The following is a 12,369-nucleotide window of genomic DNA, read 5'->3' as shown; positions in this document are numbered from 1 at the left end:
TCGTAAATCCCTTGTTCGAGATTTGGCTTTCTCCATGCTCCCGCCGCGTCATGAACGGAATCCAAGCGCTGATCCTCGGCATCATTGAAGGTTTGACGGAGTATCTCCCTGTCAGTTCGACCGGTCACCTCATCCTTGCCCAGCGGTTCATGGGCATTGGTTTGGAAGGTCGAGACAAGGCGGCGGCGGATTGTTTTGCCATCTGCATTCAGGCCGGAGCGATTTTGGCGGTTTTGGGGATTTATTGGCCACGGGTGATGCAGATGTTTCGTGGATTGCTGGGTAAGGATGCGGAGGGCCTGAAACTGTTTTTGGCGATTGTGGCGGGTTTTCTTCCTGCGGCGGTGATTGGAGTGTTGGCGGACGATAAAATTGAAGCGCTGCTATTCGGCATGAAGCCCATCGTGGCGGCCTTGTTTGTCGGAGGAGTGGCGATTTTGTGGGTCGACCGGTGGATGAAAAAGGGGGGCGGTAGCAAAGGTGTGGAGCTGGGGGAAATCACTTTGAAGATGGCCTTGGTGATCGGATTTGCGCAGTGCATTGCAATGTGGCCGGGAACGAGCCGTAGCTTGATGACGATTCTCGGGGGAATTCTGGTGGGTTTGCGGTTGAGTGCGGCCGTGGAGTTTTCCTTCTTGCTGGGAGTGGTGACCTTGACCGCGGCCACTGCGAAGAAGGCGGTGTGGCCGATTGAGGGATTTGGGGACCGTTACGATGGTTTGCTGGGCGGAACCTTGCTGATGTGGGATGATTATGGGTTCATGCCCCTGGCTGTGGGAGTGCTTGCGGCGACGGTGGCAGCTGCCTTGGCCGTCAAATGGATGGTGGGCTATCTCAATCGTCGGGGATTGGGTGTGTTCGGCTATTACCGGATTGCGCTGGCTCTGGTCATGGTGGTGTTGATGGCCTTCAACTTCCACGACTTCAAGGGGGCCTAATTTCACTTGCTCCCCGGGGGGAGCGACCCTGAACATGGGCCCAATGCCGAGACGGAACCCTCCTTTCGCAAAATTTCTGTCCCTGCTGGCGATTGTTTTCGCTCTGTGGGGGACGGCGTGGGCCCAGCGGACCGTGCGGGTTCCGATCGCCGATGGGTTTGATTTTCCGGTGGGGAAACCGAATGCCGAGAACTATTACAAGGCTCGCGGCATGCGTTTGCGTCCGCCCATCCACTTCGGAGAGGATTGGAATGGTCGGGGGGGCGGCGATAGTGATTTGGGCGACCCGATTTACGCCGTGGCCAATGGCGTGGTGGTCTTCGCTTACGATGTCCGGGTCGGCTGGGGGAATGTCGTGATCATTCGTCATGCCTATCGTGACCCTGCCAATGGCAAGGTGCAGTATTGCGATTCGCTGTATGGGCACATGCTCGATTTTTCGGTGAAGGTGGGAGACACCGTGAAGCGCGGTCAGCAGATCGGCCGTTTGGGATCGAATCGGGGGATGTATCCCGCGCACCTTCACTTTGAGATTCGGCACAACCTGCGGATTGGGATGCAGCGGGAAAGTGTGGAGCGGAATTTGGTGAATTGGGCCGATCCGACGACATTCATCAATCGCTACCGCCACCTTAACAAGGAGTGGGGGAAGCAGGCGGTTCCTGTGGGGACTTTTCAGGAATACCACGGTTTCAAAGGACTTTGATCCATGGCCATTCGGGCGAAAAGCCAGAGTTGGCAGGTGATTGGCCTGTTGGTGGCGGCCATCGCCCTTTGGGCCGCCGAGAGATGGAATCCGGGGTTGTTGCGGGAATGGCGTGATCAACCTGCGGCGCAAGATTCGCCGCCTGCGACGGAGGTTTCCGGTGAGCCGGCGATGGTCGGTGGATACCAGCGCTATGAGGGATGCGAATGGGTGGAGCATCGGCAGAATGATGGCGACAGTTTCCGGCTCCGGCTTCCGGACGGGCGGGTGGAGCAGTTCCGACTCTACTTCGCCGATGCTCCGGAAAGTGCTTTTCGCACCTACCGTCAGGGTGCCACCAACCATCAGCGGATCCACGAGCAGGCGGTGGATTTCGGAGTGACCGATGCGCGTGCAGTGGAAATCGGTCAGGAAGCGAAAAAGAAGGTCGAGGCGCTTTTGAAGGATCGCAAGATCACGCTGTTTACCGAGTGGACGGACCCCTTCAAGGACCACCGCTACCGGGCCTTTGTGGCGGTGCCAGGAGGGGATGGCTGGTTGCATGAATGGCTCATTCGACACGGTTTGGCCCGAGTTCACACCGAAGGTGCCCCACTTCCCGATGGCACCCCGGTGGCCAAGCAAAAGCGTCATCTGAAGGCTTTGGAGAAAGCTGCGCGCACGACTCATTGAGGGTCGGAGTTGCCACGAGGAGGGTGGAGCGCTTGAGTCGCGCCGTGAGCCAGCCATTGATCGACGCAGCAAGGAAGTTGACCGCGGAGTTGAAACCGCTCCGTTTTTCCAAGGCGAGCCACGTTTATTTACCGACGGACTACGCTCGAAAGCCTCACGAGCTTTACCTTTCAAAGTATGGATCAGGAGAAAAGCGCGTCGTCTTCCTTGGCATGAATCCAGGACCGTGGGGGATGGCCCAGACGGGAGTTCCGTTTGGAGAAATTCCCGCTGTGCGCGATTGGATGGGCATTGAGGCAGAGGTTGGCAAACCGGACCCGGAGCACCCCAAGCGCCCCATTGAAGGATTTGCCTGTACCCGATCCGAAGTGAGTGGCCGACGTCTTTGGGGTTACTTTGCCGAGATTTTTCCGCAAGCTGACGATTTCTTCGCCGATCATTGGGTCGCGAATTACTGCCCTTTGGTGTGGATGACCGACACGGGAGCGAATCTGACACCGGACAAACTCCCTACTGCTGAAATGGAGCCTGTAGAGGAGGCCTGCATGGACCATTTGGTGGAGACACTTCGAGTGATGCAGCCGGAATTCCTCATCGGCGTTGGAGCTTACGCCGAAGGCAAACTCAAGACAGCGGCTGGCCGAATGGGTTCCAAGGCCAAGGTCGGGAAGGTACTTCACCCGTCACCTGCATCTCCCGCTGCGAATCGAGGTTGGGCCGAGGCGGCCGCGAAGCAGTTGCAGGCTCTGGGTGTGCTTTGAGCGTCGAAATTTCGGACATCTTTGCCCAGTGATTCGGATCATTCTTGGGGCTCTGGGGATTTCGCTCCGGACCCAAAGGTTTCGAGATCGCTTTTCATGAGGGCATCGAGCGATTGGACGGCCTCTTTGGCCGCATTCAGATAGGCTTTCTCGTCGTGGCGGTGGCGTGCCATGTGGCGGACCATTTGTTCATCCCGTTTGCGGTAGGCCTGAGCGACATGCCCTGCCTCTTCCGCGGAAAATCCCAGTTCCTGAAGCACATCGATGCCCATTTGCAGCGAGGTATCCAGTGTGTCGCGATAGATGCGCTCCTCACCGGCTTCGAGGTACTCGTAAGCTTCAGATCGACTGTGGGCGCGCACGAACACTTTGAGGTGGGGGAATTCACGGTGAACGATTTCTAGAATGCGGAGGGTCGCATCCACCTCGCGGAGAGCGATGATCAGGATGCGTGCGCGGGCGGCTCCGGCTTTCTCTAACAGATCGCCGCGGCTGGCATCGCCATAAAAAACGGAGATGCCGAGCTTGCGCAGCAGTTCGACTTGATCGCTGTCGTAGTCCAACACGGTGCAGCCGATGCCTCGGTTGCGGACCAGACGGCCAACGGCATGGCCGAAGCGACCGAATCCGCAGATGATCACGGGGTGACCTTCGTCTTCGACGTCGGGCTCGCGTTCTTCGGGCGATGCCTGAAATCCTCGGGCGATGAAGCGTTCCGCAGCCAGGATCAACAATGGAGTGGTGGCCATGGAAAGGGCGACCATGGCAATGATCGGGCGCGCGATCTCTGCGGTCAGGGCACCGGCCGATTGGGCGGCGGCGAGGAGAACAAAGGCAAACTCTCCCCCCGCGGCGAGCGAGGCAGCAAAGAGTAAGGATGGACGGCAGGAACTCCCTTGGAGCCGTGACAAACCGTAGAGAATTCCACCCTTTACGGCCACCAGACCGAGCGCTCCGCCGATCACTAAAATCCAGTGTTCACGAATGTAGCCGAAGTCGATCCCTGCACCGACACCGAGGAAGAACAGAGCGAGAAGGAGTCCCTTGAAGGGCTCAAGGTCACTTTCGATTTCATGCCGGTATTCGTTGTTGGCGAGTACCATGCCGGCGACAAAGGCGCCGAGAGCTGGCGACAGGCCCACTTTGGTCATGAGCAACGCCACGCCGATCACGAGAAGCAGCGCTGCGCCGGTGAAGGCCTCCCGCTGTCGAGTCCGGGCGATGAGATGAAATAGAGGTCGCGTGCCTACCCGCGCAATCACCACCACCAGGACCACCGCAGCCAAGGTGGCCAGGGGTTGGGCCCAACCCGGAAGGAGATCAATTCCTGATCCTCCCCCATGGGCCGCGTCATGGGCGACATCTCCGGTGCCCAATAGGGGCAGCAGCGCCAGCATGGGAATCACGGCGACATCTTGAAATAGCAGCACCGAGAAAGAGTTCTGTCCGGCTTCCGTGCGCAGGAGGCCTTTTTCGGCAAGAGTTTGGAGAACGATGGCCGTGCTCGAAAGGGCCAACACCATGCCGAGGGTCAGCGAGGATTTTCCATCGACTCCGCAGAGCATGGCGATGGCTGCGATGCCCGCCAAGGTGACCAGCACCTGAGCGGTGCCGAGGCCGAGGACTTGGCGTCGCATCCGCCAGAGCATGGGAGGGTGCAGCTCGAGGCCGATGAGAAAAAGCATCACCACGACGCCGAATTCGGCGAAGTGGGTGACCTGTTCGCCCTCGCTTCCGATGAAGTGAAAACCCCAGGGGCCGATGGCGGCCCCGACCACCAGATACCCCAAAACGGCCCCGAGTCCGAGGCGCTTTCCGAGCAGGATCGCGGCAAGGGCAGCAGCGAGGTAAATGAAGGCGCGGTGAAAAACTTCTTCGAAGGCCATGGATCAGGATCCCGAGCTTGCGCGGGCAATGCCAAGCTTGCCGGCAATTCTCGGTTCGAGGGAAGAAGGAAAGGCAGGCAGGCTTCCATGCCGGGCCCTTTCCATGGGCTACGATGGAGGCGCCCTCCGGGACGGGTCAGGAGCAGGGAGGATCCTGAGAAAGCAAAAAACCGGACCGCGCTGAGACGCGGTCCGGTTGTGAGGGAGAGGGCCTAGCGCAACAGATTCCAAGCCGTGACGAAGGCTTTGACCCCGGCCATTTCGATGGAGGGATCGATGCCGCAACCCCAGAGGATGCGACCGTCGTCGTGCTGCACTTGAACATAGGCGGCCGCGCTGGCGTCAGAACCGCCTCGGATGGCGTGGGAGCGATAGTCCGTGACCTTGACGTCCTTCAGGCCTGCGCTCGCCAAAGCGTGGACAAAGGCATTGATGGGACCGTTGCCGACACCTCCGATGGAAAGCTCACGGCCATCGAGTTCGATGGTGGCGGTGCAATCGACTCGGCCTTTTTCAGTGACGGAATGGACGAGTTCGTAGTCCTTCACGGACAGGTGAGTTTCGACGTTGGTGAACAGCTCGGCGAAGGCATCCCGGATTTCATCAGGGGTGAGTTCGCGGCCACGTTGGTCGGCGAGGTCATAGATGGTCTTGCCGACCTGCGGATGCATCGTTTTGGGCAGATCGAGTCCGTGCTCGCGGTCGAGGATGTAGGCGACGCCGCCTTTTCCGGACTGGGAGTTGATGCGAATGATGGCTTCGTAGGAACGGCCAATGTCCTGAGGATCGATGGTGAGATAGGGAACGGCCCAGGCCAGGTTGTGAGTGGTGCCGATTTCCCGTTCGCGGAGGTCGAGGCCCTTTTTGATGGCATCCTGGTGGGATCCGGAGAAGGCGGTGAAGACCAATTCTCCCGCGTAGGGATGGCGTTCGCCCACTGTCATGCGAGTGACGCGCTCGTAGACGGCACGGATGGAAGGCAGGTCGGAGAAATCCAAGCCTGTATCGATGCCGTGGCCATTCATGTTCAGGGCGACGTTGACGATGTCGAGATTTCCGGTGCGTTCGCCGTTGCCAAACAAGGTGCCTTCCACGCGGTCGGCACCTGCCATCAGGCCCAACTCCGTGGCCGCCGTGCCGGTGCCACGATCGTTGTGAGTGTGCAGGGAGATGATGAGCGCGTCACGAGATTTCAGGTGGCGGCCCATCCACTCGATCATGTCGGCGTGAATGTTGGGTGTCGTCCACTGCACGGTATCAGGCAGGTTGATGATCATCGGGTTCTCCGGCGTGGGCTGCCAGATATCGATGACGGAGTTGCAGCATTCGAGGGCGAAATCCAACTCGGTATCGGAGAAGGATTCTGGTGAGTACTGGAGCACGACTTCCGTTTGGGGAATGGTGGGTGCCAGTTCTTTGACCAGTTCGGCCCCGGCAATCGCGAGGTCGCGAATTTGTTCGCGGGAAGCGTGATTGAAGGTCACGCGACGCTGCAGAGGTGACGTGGAATTGTAGATGTGAACGATGGCCCGTTTGGCCCCGGCAATGGCGTCGAAGGAGCGACGGATCAGGTGTTCGCGGGTTTGGACGAGGATCTGAATGGTGACGTCCTCGGGAATGCGATTTTCTTCGATAAGGCGGCGACAGAAATTGAATTCGGTGTCGGCTGCGGAAGGAAACCCGATTTCGATTTGTTTGAAGCCGACGCGGCACAGCAGGTCGAAAAACTCGAGTTTTTCCTCAATGGACATGGGTTGAGGGAGCGCCTGGTTGCCGTCGCGGAGGTCGACGGAGCACCAGATGGGGGCGTGGTCGATGACCTGGTCAGGCCAGGTGCGGTCGGGCAGGGTGACCGGCGGGAACGGCCGGTATTTGGCGATCGAGGCAGGGTTCATGAAAGTGATTTGAGACGAAAAAACAAAGAATGGGAAAAATCCCGAGAGGGTCCGCAATCGATGCGGGGCCGGAAAGACGGCGGGTAGGAAAAAGGAATACTCAGCGGGTGGCCAGCCCTAGCAGGAGGGCGGCAAGTTCAAGTCGTCCGCAGAGGATGAAGGTCATCGCGAAGGAGGGATGGAGGAGGAATTCCGCTTTGTCGAGGGGGAAAAGGAGGAAAGAGCGTGGCGACTGGCCGCAGGGGGAAGTGGATGGTAAAGGCGGTCGTGCGAGAATTGCTGCTGAACGAGGAAATTCATGAGCGGGTGATTGAGGGGATGATTCCTGCCGCGAAGCGGTTCGTGTGGATCATTACGGCTGACGTGAAGGATTTGCACGTGGTGAGGGGGAGGCGCTCGATTCCATTGTTGGAGGTGTTGGCGGAGCAGGTGGAAAAGGGGGTGGCGGTGCGGTTGATCCACGCGAAGGAGCCGGGGCCTCGATTTCGTGAGGACTTCGATCGATTCCCTGTGCTGGTGGAGAGTGATCTTTTTGAGCGGGCGTTGTGTCCACGGGTTCACACGAAGGCCGTGGTGGTGGATGGCAAAGAGGTCTTTGTTGGTTCGCCGAATCTCACAGGAGCGGGAATGGGCGCCAAGCATCCAGACCGGCGGAACTTTGAGGCGGGTTTCGTGAGTGATGAGCGCGAAGACATTCATCGGCTTATGGACTGGGCTGATGAGTTGTTCATGGGTGGATATTGTGGAAAGTGCCGCCTGCGTGAACGCTGCCCGGATCCACTCGACTGAGGAACTTGGGAGAATGGAGACTGGCGTTGAGGGAGGGATTCTGGCCAGCTCCCCCGCCTCGGCACGGATGCCGTGATGCAAGCATGTCTGATCTCCCTGCGAGAATCCCCAAAAAGGTTCATTATTGTTGGCTCAGTGGGGAGCCCTTGCCGGCATTGCAGCGGCGATGCCTGGAGAGTTGGCGTCGGCATTTGCCGGGATTTGAGTTGGTGCGGTGGGACTGCGAGCGGTTTGCGGTTGAGGAGGTTCCTTTTGTGAAAGAGGCGGTGGCCTGCCGGAAGTGGGCCTTCGCAGCGGATTATCTCCGACTGCATGCGCTGCATGAGGAGGGGGGAATCTATCTCGACAGTGATGTGGAGCTTTTTGGGTCCCTAGAGCCATTCCTTCATCATCGGGCCTTTTCGGGGATCGAGTACTGGCCAGAGGTGCCTTCGATCGCGATTGAAGGTGCGATTTTGGGTGCGGAAAAGAGACACCCGTGGATGGCGGCGTGTTTGGAGCACTATCGGGGCCGTTCTTTTCTGGACGCCGAAGGGCGTCCTGATGAGCAGATTGTGAGCTCGATCATTGCGGCGGCAGCCGAGGGCTTGGGATTCCGCCCGGTGGCGAAAGGACAGGAGCTGGCGGAGGGGGTGAAGCTCTACGATCCAGTGGTCTTCACCCATGCGACGGGTGAATTCTCCAAAGAGCGCACGGTCGCTCTGCACCATTGTCTTGGCAGTTGGCGCGACCGAGCCTGGCACCGACAGCTTTGGCAGCATGCCAAGGCCTGGTTCCGCAGGGGCTGAACGGTGAGGGATCTCGTTTGAGGTTCGATTCGACCTCAGACACCTGAGAATGCAGCGAAGCCACCATCGACGACGAGGGTGGTGCCGGTGACGAATCGAGAGGCTTCCGAGACCAGGTAGTGTAGGGCTCCGTTGAGTTCTTCGGGTTCGCCGAAGCGGCCGAAGGGAGTTTGTTCGCAAATGGTGCGGCCTCGCTCGGTAAAAGTTCCGTCTTCCTGGGTCAGCAATTTACGATTCTGCTCGGCGAGGAAGAAGCCGGGGACGAGGGCATTGACTCGCACGGTTCCGCGGGTGCGGCGGCCGAGATCAACGGCTAACCAGCGGGTGAAATTGTCGACCGCGGCTTTCGCGGCGGAATATCCAACCACGCGAGTGATGGCTTGGGCGGAGGAGGCGGACGAGTAGTTGACGATGCTGGCGGAACCCGATTCGAGGAGAGCGGGTGTGAAGACCAAGGAGGGCAGCACAGTGCCATGAAGGTTGAGATCGACGACTTGTTGGAAGGCTTCGAAGTCGAGGTCAGCGAATGTTTTGTCGGGAGTGATGGTGGCTCCGGCCTGGTTGCCACCGGCTCCGTTGAGCAGGGCATCGATGCGGCCCCAGCGTGCGAGGATGGCGTCGCGAGCCGCTTCGAGGGCCGCGCGGTCAGCGATATCGGCGGCTGTGGCCATCACCTCGGCGCCGGGGTGTTGTTGGCGGATGCGCTCAAGGCAGGCGTCGAGTTTTTCCTGAGAGCGGCCGAGGTAGACGACACGGGCTCCTTGAGTGGCCAAGTAGTCGGCGGCACATCCGGTGAGCGCTCCGGAGGCTCCGGTGACGATGATGACTTTTCCGGAGATATCGAAGAGCGAGGCAGGAGATGGCAGGGACATGACGAAGGAGATTTGCGCCATTGCAATCGGTGAACCTCCGAAGGTCGAGAGCAAGTCCTCTCCCCCGAACGGGTATCCGGGTGCTCAATCGCGATGGCGATCCTTGGACTTGGCCCGCCGATGGAGCAGGAAAGCCCCGAAGCCGAGCAGTCCGACGATGGATCCACCGGTCAACCAATGGTGCCAGGCAAACTCGAAAGTGCTCATGTGGCTATGGTCGTGCCCGGGGTGGGCCATGGCGGTGGAGATCGTGCCGAGTAGGGCAGTGGTCAGGGTGAAGTGGAGCGGGAGTTTCATGGCAATCAGGGAGTTTTCGAGCAAGCGGCATGCCACGAACTAGAGCTTGCCGGTGCGGGTGAGCAGCCGGGGAAAGTGGCAGGCGAGGGATTCGCGCACGATCAGGCAGGCGCGACGTAGGGCTAGACTGTCGGGGGTCAGGAGGCGGATGACGAAGAGGTCGGGAGATAACTGGCTGGCTCCGACTTGGAGCTTGCCCGGCAATGTTTCGAGGTGGGGAAAAAGGGAGGAAAATGCCGACCATCCGGGAAGGTGTAGCCAGAAGGTTCCGACGAAGGCAGGTTCACCCGAGGCGGTTTGCAGTCGCCAGGCGTCTGTGGTGGGATCGAGGCGTGCGCGTTCTCTAGCCAGGGGAATTCCCTCGTGCGTGACGAGATCGAGGGCGGTGGCAAGGCGTCGAAAGGCCAAGGCTTCGCCGTGCGCCCGACGTCCGGGAGCGAGCAGGTCGAGGTAAACCAGCGAGGCGGAGGGGTGCAACTCGATGCGGGTGTGCAGAGTGGCTTCGGAGGCCTTCTGGGGGATGAGAAGATCGGGGAGAACTTCGAGCCAGGAATGCTCTGAGAGGCGAAATGTTTGGCGAAGCTCGGAAGCCCCGTGATGCATGGTGTGGAGGCGGGTGGCGCTGGGGGAACTGAGCAGCACAGAGGCTCCAGCACCGAGTTCGATTTCGGCCACGAGGCGGTCGCCCGCGAAGAATCCGGCGGTGGGATTGATCAGTTGGGTGAGGAGCACCTTTCCGTCCCAATAGGGTTTGCCAATATGGCAGAGTCCACCGGCCTGGCGGTGGGTGAGTCGGGTGACACCCTCGGGGCCCGCCTCAAAGCGGAGGCGGAGGTCAGAGTCGAGAGAAGTCGAGGTCAGTGCCAAGTGGAAAGGGGAGTGGGAAGCGAGATGTCGAAAGACACGAGACGGCGATGGATGGGAGCAAACGAATCAGCGGAGGTCGGTGAAAAGGACGTGTTTGTGGAACCAGGCTTTCAATTCCTCGATGCCGATGCCGCCACGCAAGTCGGTGAAGAGAAAGGGTCGGTCTCCTCGCTTGGCGAGGGTGTCGCGGCGCATCGAATCGACATCCGCTCCGACATACGGGGCGAGCTGGACTTTGTTGATGAGCAGGAGATCGCTGTGGGCGATGGCAGGTCCTCCTTTGCGGGGGATGTCATCGCCTTCGGTCACATCGATGACGTAGATGAAAACGTCGACCAGTTCCGGCGAGAAAGTGGCAGTGAGATTGTCGCCGCCGGATTCCACGAGGATGACCTGCAGTTCAGGGAAGCGGTTCTTCATTTCCTCGATGGCCTCCAGATTCATGGAGATGTCGTCTCGAATGGCGGTATGGGGACAGCCACCGGTTTCGACTCCGAGGATGCGCTCTGGAGGCAGAGCGGAGGCGGCGACCAGCATCTTGGCATCCTCGCGGGTGTAGATGTCATTGGTGATGACGGCCATGTCGCATTCGTCGCGGAAAAGTTCGCAGAGGTGGCGACAGAGGGTGGTTTTACCGCAGCCGACGGGGCCGCCGATACCGATTCGGATAAGAGCCATGAATGCGTGGAGTGACGTGGGAAGTGATGAAAGATTGGGATGAACGGGAGAGAGAATCACGAGATAAACAAGCGTGCCGGGGCTCGTTCGTGTTGGGCGGAGGCGATGTCCCAGAGCGGGGTGTAGGAGCCGATAGAGTTCTCGTCGACGCGGAGGGACCTTTCGACGGCTGGGGCGAGGGCGGTGGTGCAGCGGGAGAGAATTCCCTGAATGGAGGAGGGGCCGAGGTGAAGGAGCTTGAGGCCAGCTTGGGCGATCCCTGTGAGTGTTTGCCAGGCGGTGGCATGCAGGGCCGGCACTACCGGAATCCTCCGCAGGTGATGAAGGAGGGCGGTGGCCAGTGAGGATTGGCGGTGGGGCAGCTGAGCGGTCAGGCGTTGGAGTTCGAGTGCCTGCTCGGGAACCAACTGGGGAGCCAGGGTGAGAAGCTGGCGCCCCATGCGGGCCGAAGCAGAGCGCAGTTCTGCGGTGGGCCGGGTGGCCAGAGCAAGGTGGTCGAGGTGGGAAAGGGTGGCCAAGTCGTCCTCATCAAGGGCGACGCGAGCAAACCGAATGAGAGGGAGCTCGATCTCGGTGAGGGAGCTGAGCATCTCACGCTGCAAAAAGGACTCCAGATCTGTGGCGTCCTGTACGGCGCCAGCTTGGACCAGACCTTCCAGCCCGAAGGAATGAGCGTAAGCGCCAATCGGGAGAGTCGAATCCGCCAACTGAAGCAAGGCCGGAAGCCAGGAGGCATCGTGGGAGTCCATGACGGGCGACAAGGTGGGCGCAGTCGAAGTTCAGTGATGGTGGTGATGTCCTGCCGCGCGCGAATGGGGATCGGCGAGGAAAACTCCGGTGCCGTGATGGTGGTGGATGTGGTGACGGTGGAGAGCGTCGGCGAGAGTGGGGGCATCCTCGACCCAAATGGCATCGCTGCGGACTTCGACGGGGAGGTGTTGGTTTCCGAGGAACCAACCAAGCCTGGCAGCTTCCGCAGGATCTTGTGGGAGCGGGAGGATGAGCACGGCCTCGGGAGATTGCCGGACTTCGTAACGGCTGGTTTCCGTGACAGCGAGGGTCGTGCCGTGAGAAACCGGATCGGTGAGGTCGATGGCAAGCTCTCGACCATCAGCCGCAGTGGCCCGCCACCGGCGCTTTTGCAATGTGTGGCGGTCGAGCTCGACAGGGATGGCGAAGAGAGAAGGGTCCGGAGCTTCCGGAAGCTGGGTGATGAGCAT

At 59.9% G+C, this 12,369-nt stretch carries 14 protein-coding genes; 6 read left to right on the top strand and 8 right to left on the bottom strand.

All coding sequences use genetic code 11. From position 1 onward, the window contains the following. Positions 1-50: 50 nt before the first annotated feature. Genes HNR46_RS14545 through HNR46_RS14530 form a run of 4 tightly spaced genes read left to right on the top strand, consistent with a single transcriptional unit; the run spans position 51 to position 3,077 of the window. Entirely contained in the window at positions 51-938 is an 888-nt protein-coding gene (locus HNR46_RS14545; protein ID WP_184020058.1) for an undecaprenyl-diphosphate phosphatase, read from the top strand. 43 nt (positions 939-981) lie between these two features. Next, the gene (locus HNR46_RS14540) at positions 982-1,644 is read left to right on the top strand and encodes a murein hydrolase activator EnvC family protein (protein ID WP_184020056.1); all 663 of its coding nucleotides are present in this window, start codon (positions 982-984) and stop codon (positions 1,642-1,644) included. A 3-nt stretch (positions 1,645-1,647) separates the two neighbouring features. Then, positions 1,648-2,316, top strand: coding sequence for a thermonuclease family protein (locus tag HNR46_RS14535; protein ID WP_184020055.1), 669 nt, complete (start codon positions 1,648-1,650; stop codon positions 2,314-2,316). Between the two features lie 44 nt (positions 2,317-2,360). After that, the gene (locus tag HNR46_RS14530) at positions 2,361-3,077 is read left to right on the top strand and encodes a uracil-DNA glycosylase family protein (protein ID WP_343076049.1); all 717 of its coding nucleotides are present in this window, start codon (positions 2,361-2,363) and stop codon (positions 3,075-3,077) included. A gap of 38 nt (positions 3,078-3,115) precedes the next feature. Here HNR46_RS14530 and HNR46_RS14525 read toward each other — a convergent pair whose 3' ends face one another. Together HNR46_RS14525 and leuA are read right to left on the bottom strand one after the other, a co-directional pair. Beyond that, positions 3,116-4,963, bottom strand: a complete 1,848-nt coding sequence (locus tag HNR46_RS14525; RefSeq protein ID WP_184020053.1) for a monovalent cation:proton antiporter-2 (CPA2) family protein — start codon at positions 4,961-4,963, stop codon at positions 3,116-3,118. Between the two features lie 212 nt (positions 4,964-5,175). Beyond that, on the bottom strand, positions 5,176-6,858 hold the full coding sequence (leuA, locus tag HNR46_RS14520) for a 2-isopropylmalate synthase (RefSeq protein ID WP_184020051.1): 1,683 nt from the start codon (positions 6,856-6,858) through the stop codon (positions 5,176-5,178). A gap of 267 nt (positions 6,859-7,125) precedes the next feature. Here leuA and HNR46_RS14515 point away from each other — a divergent pair, with 267 nt between their 5' ends. Both HNR46_RS14515 and HNR46_RS14510 read left to right on the top strand, forming a co-directional pair. Then, positions 7,126-7,647 (top strand): phospholipase D-like domain-containing protein, encoded by a 522-nt coding sequence (locus HNR46_RS14515; RefSeq protein ID WP_343076048.1) that lies wholly within the window; start codon positions 7,126-7,128, stop codon positions 7,645-7,647. Between the two features lie 83 nt (positions 7,648-7,730). Continuing rightward, positions 7,731-8,435 (top strand): glycosyltransferase family 32 protein, encoded by a 705-nt coding sequence (locus HNR46_RS14510; RefSeq protein WP_184020047.1) that lies wholly within the window; start codon positions 7,731-7,733, stop codon positions 8,433-8,435. Positions 8,436-8,470: 35 nt separating this feature from the next. On the opposite strand, the gene HNR46_RS14505 is transcribed toward HNR46_RS14510, so the two are convergent. The 6 genes from HNR46_RS14505 to HNR46_RS14480 all read right to left on the bottom strand — a co-directional run bounded on the left by HNR46_RS14505 (position 8,471) and on the right by HNR46_RS14480 (position 12,369). Beyond that, positions 8,471-9,307, bottom strand: a complete 837-nt coding sequence (locus HNR46_RS14505) for an SDR family oxidoreductase (RefSeq protein ID WP_184020046.1) — start codon at positions 9,305-9,307, stop codon at positions 8,471-8,473. Positions 9,308-9,391: 84 nt separating this feature from the next. Next, positions 9,392-9,604 carry a hypothetical protein gene (locus HNR46_RS14500; RefSeq protein ID WP_184020045.1) on the bottom strand — a complete coding sequence of 71 codons (213 nt, stop codon included), beginning with the start codon at positions 9,602-9,604 and terminating at the stop codon, positions 9,392-9,394. A gap of 39 nt (positions 9,605-9,643) precedes the next feature. Further along, positions 9,644-10,471, bottom strand: a complete 828-nt coding sequence (locus HNR46_RS14495; protein ID WP_184020044.1) for an urease accessory protein UreD — start codon at positions 10,469-10,471, stop codon at positions 9,644-9,646. 66 nt (positions 10,472-10,537) lie between these two features. Then, entirely contained in the window at positions 10,538-11,149 is a 612-nt protein-coding gene (ureG, locus tag HNR46_RS14490) for an urease accessory protein UreG (protein ID WP_184020043.1), read from the bottom strand. Between the two features lie 56 nt (positions 11,150-11,205). Further along, complete coding sequence (locus HNR46_RS14485) at positions 11,206-11,898, bottom strand: urease accessory protein UreF (RefSeq protein ID WP_184020042.1); 693 nt, start codon at positions 11,896-11,898, stop codon at positions 11,206-11,208. 30 nt (positions 11,899-11,928) lie between these two features. Further along, positions 11,929-12,369, bottom strand: a complete 441-nt coding sequence (locus HNR46_RS14480; RefSeq protein ID WP_184020041.1) for an urease accessory protein UreE — start codon at positions 12,367-12,369, stop codon at positions 11,929-11,931.

Origin of the sequence: Haloferula luteola (assembly GCF_014201715.1) — a bacterium.
Classification (GTDB): domain Bacteria; phylum Verrucomicrobiota; class Verrucomicrobiia; order Verrucomicrobiales; family Akkermansiaceae; genus Haloferula; species Haloferula luteola.
Note: the sequence above shows the minus strand (reverse complement) of the source record. Positions and strands in the feature narration are given on the sequence as shown.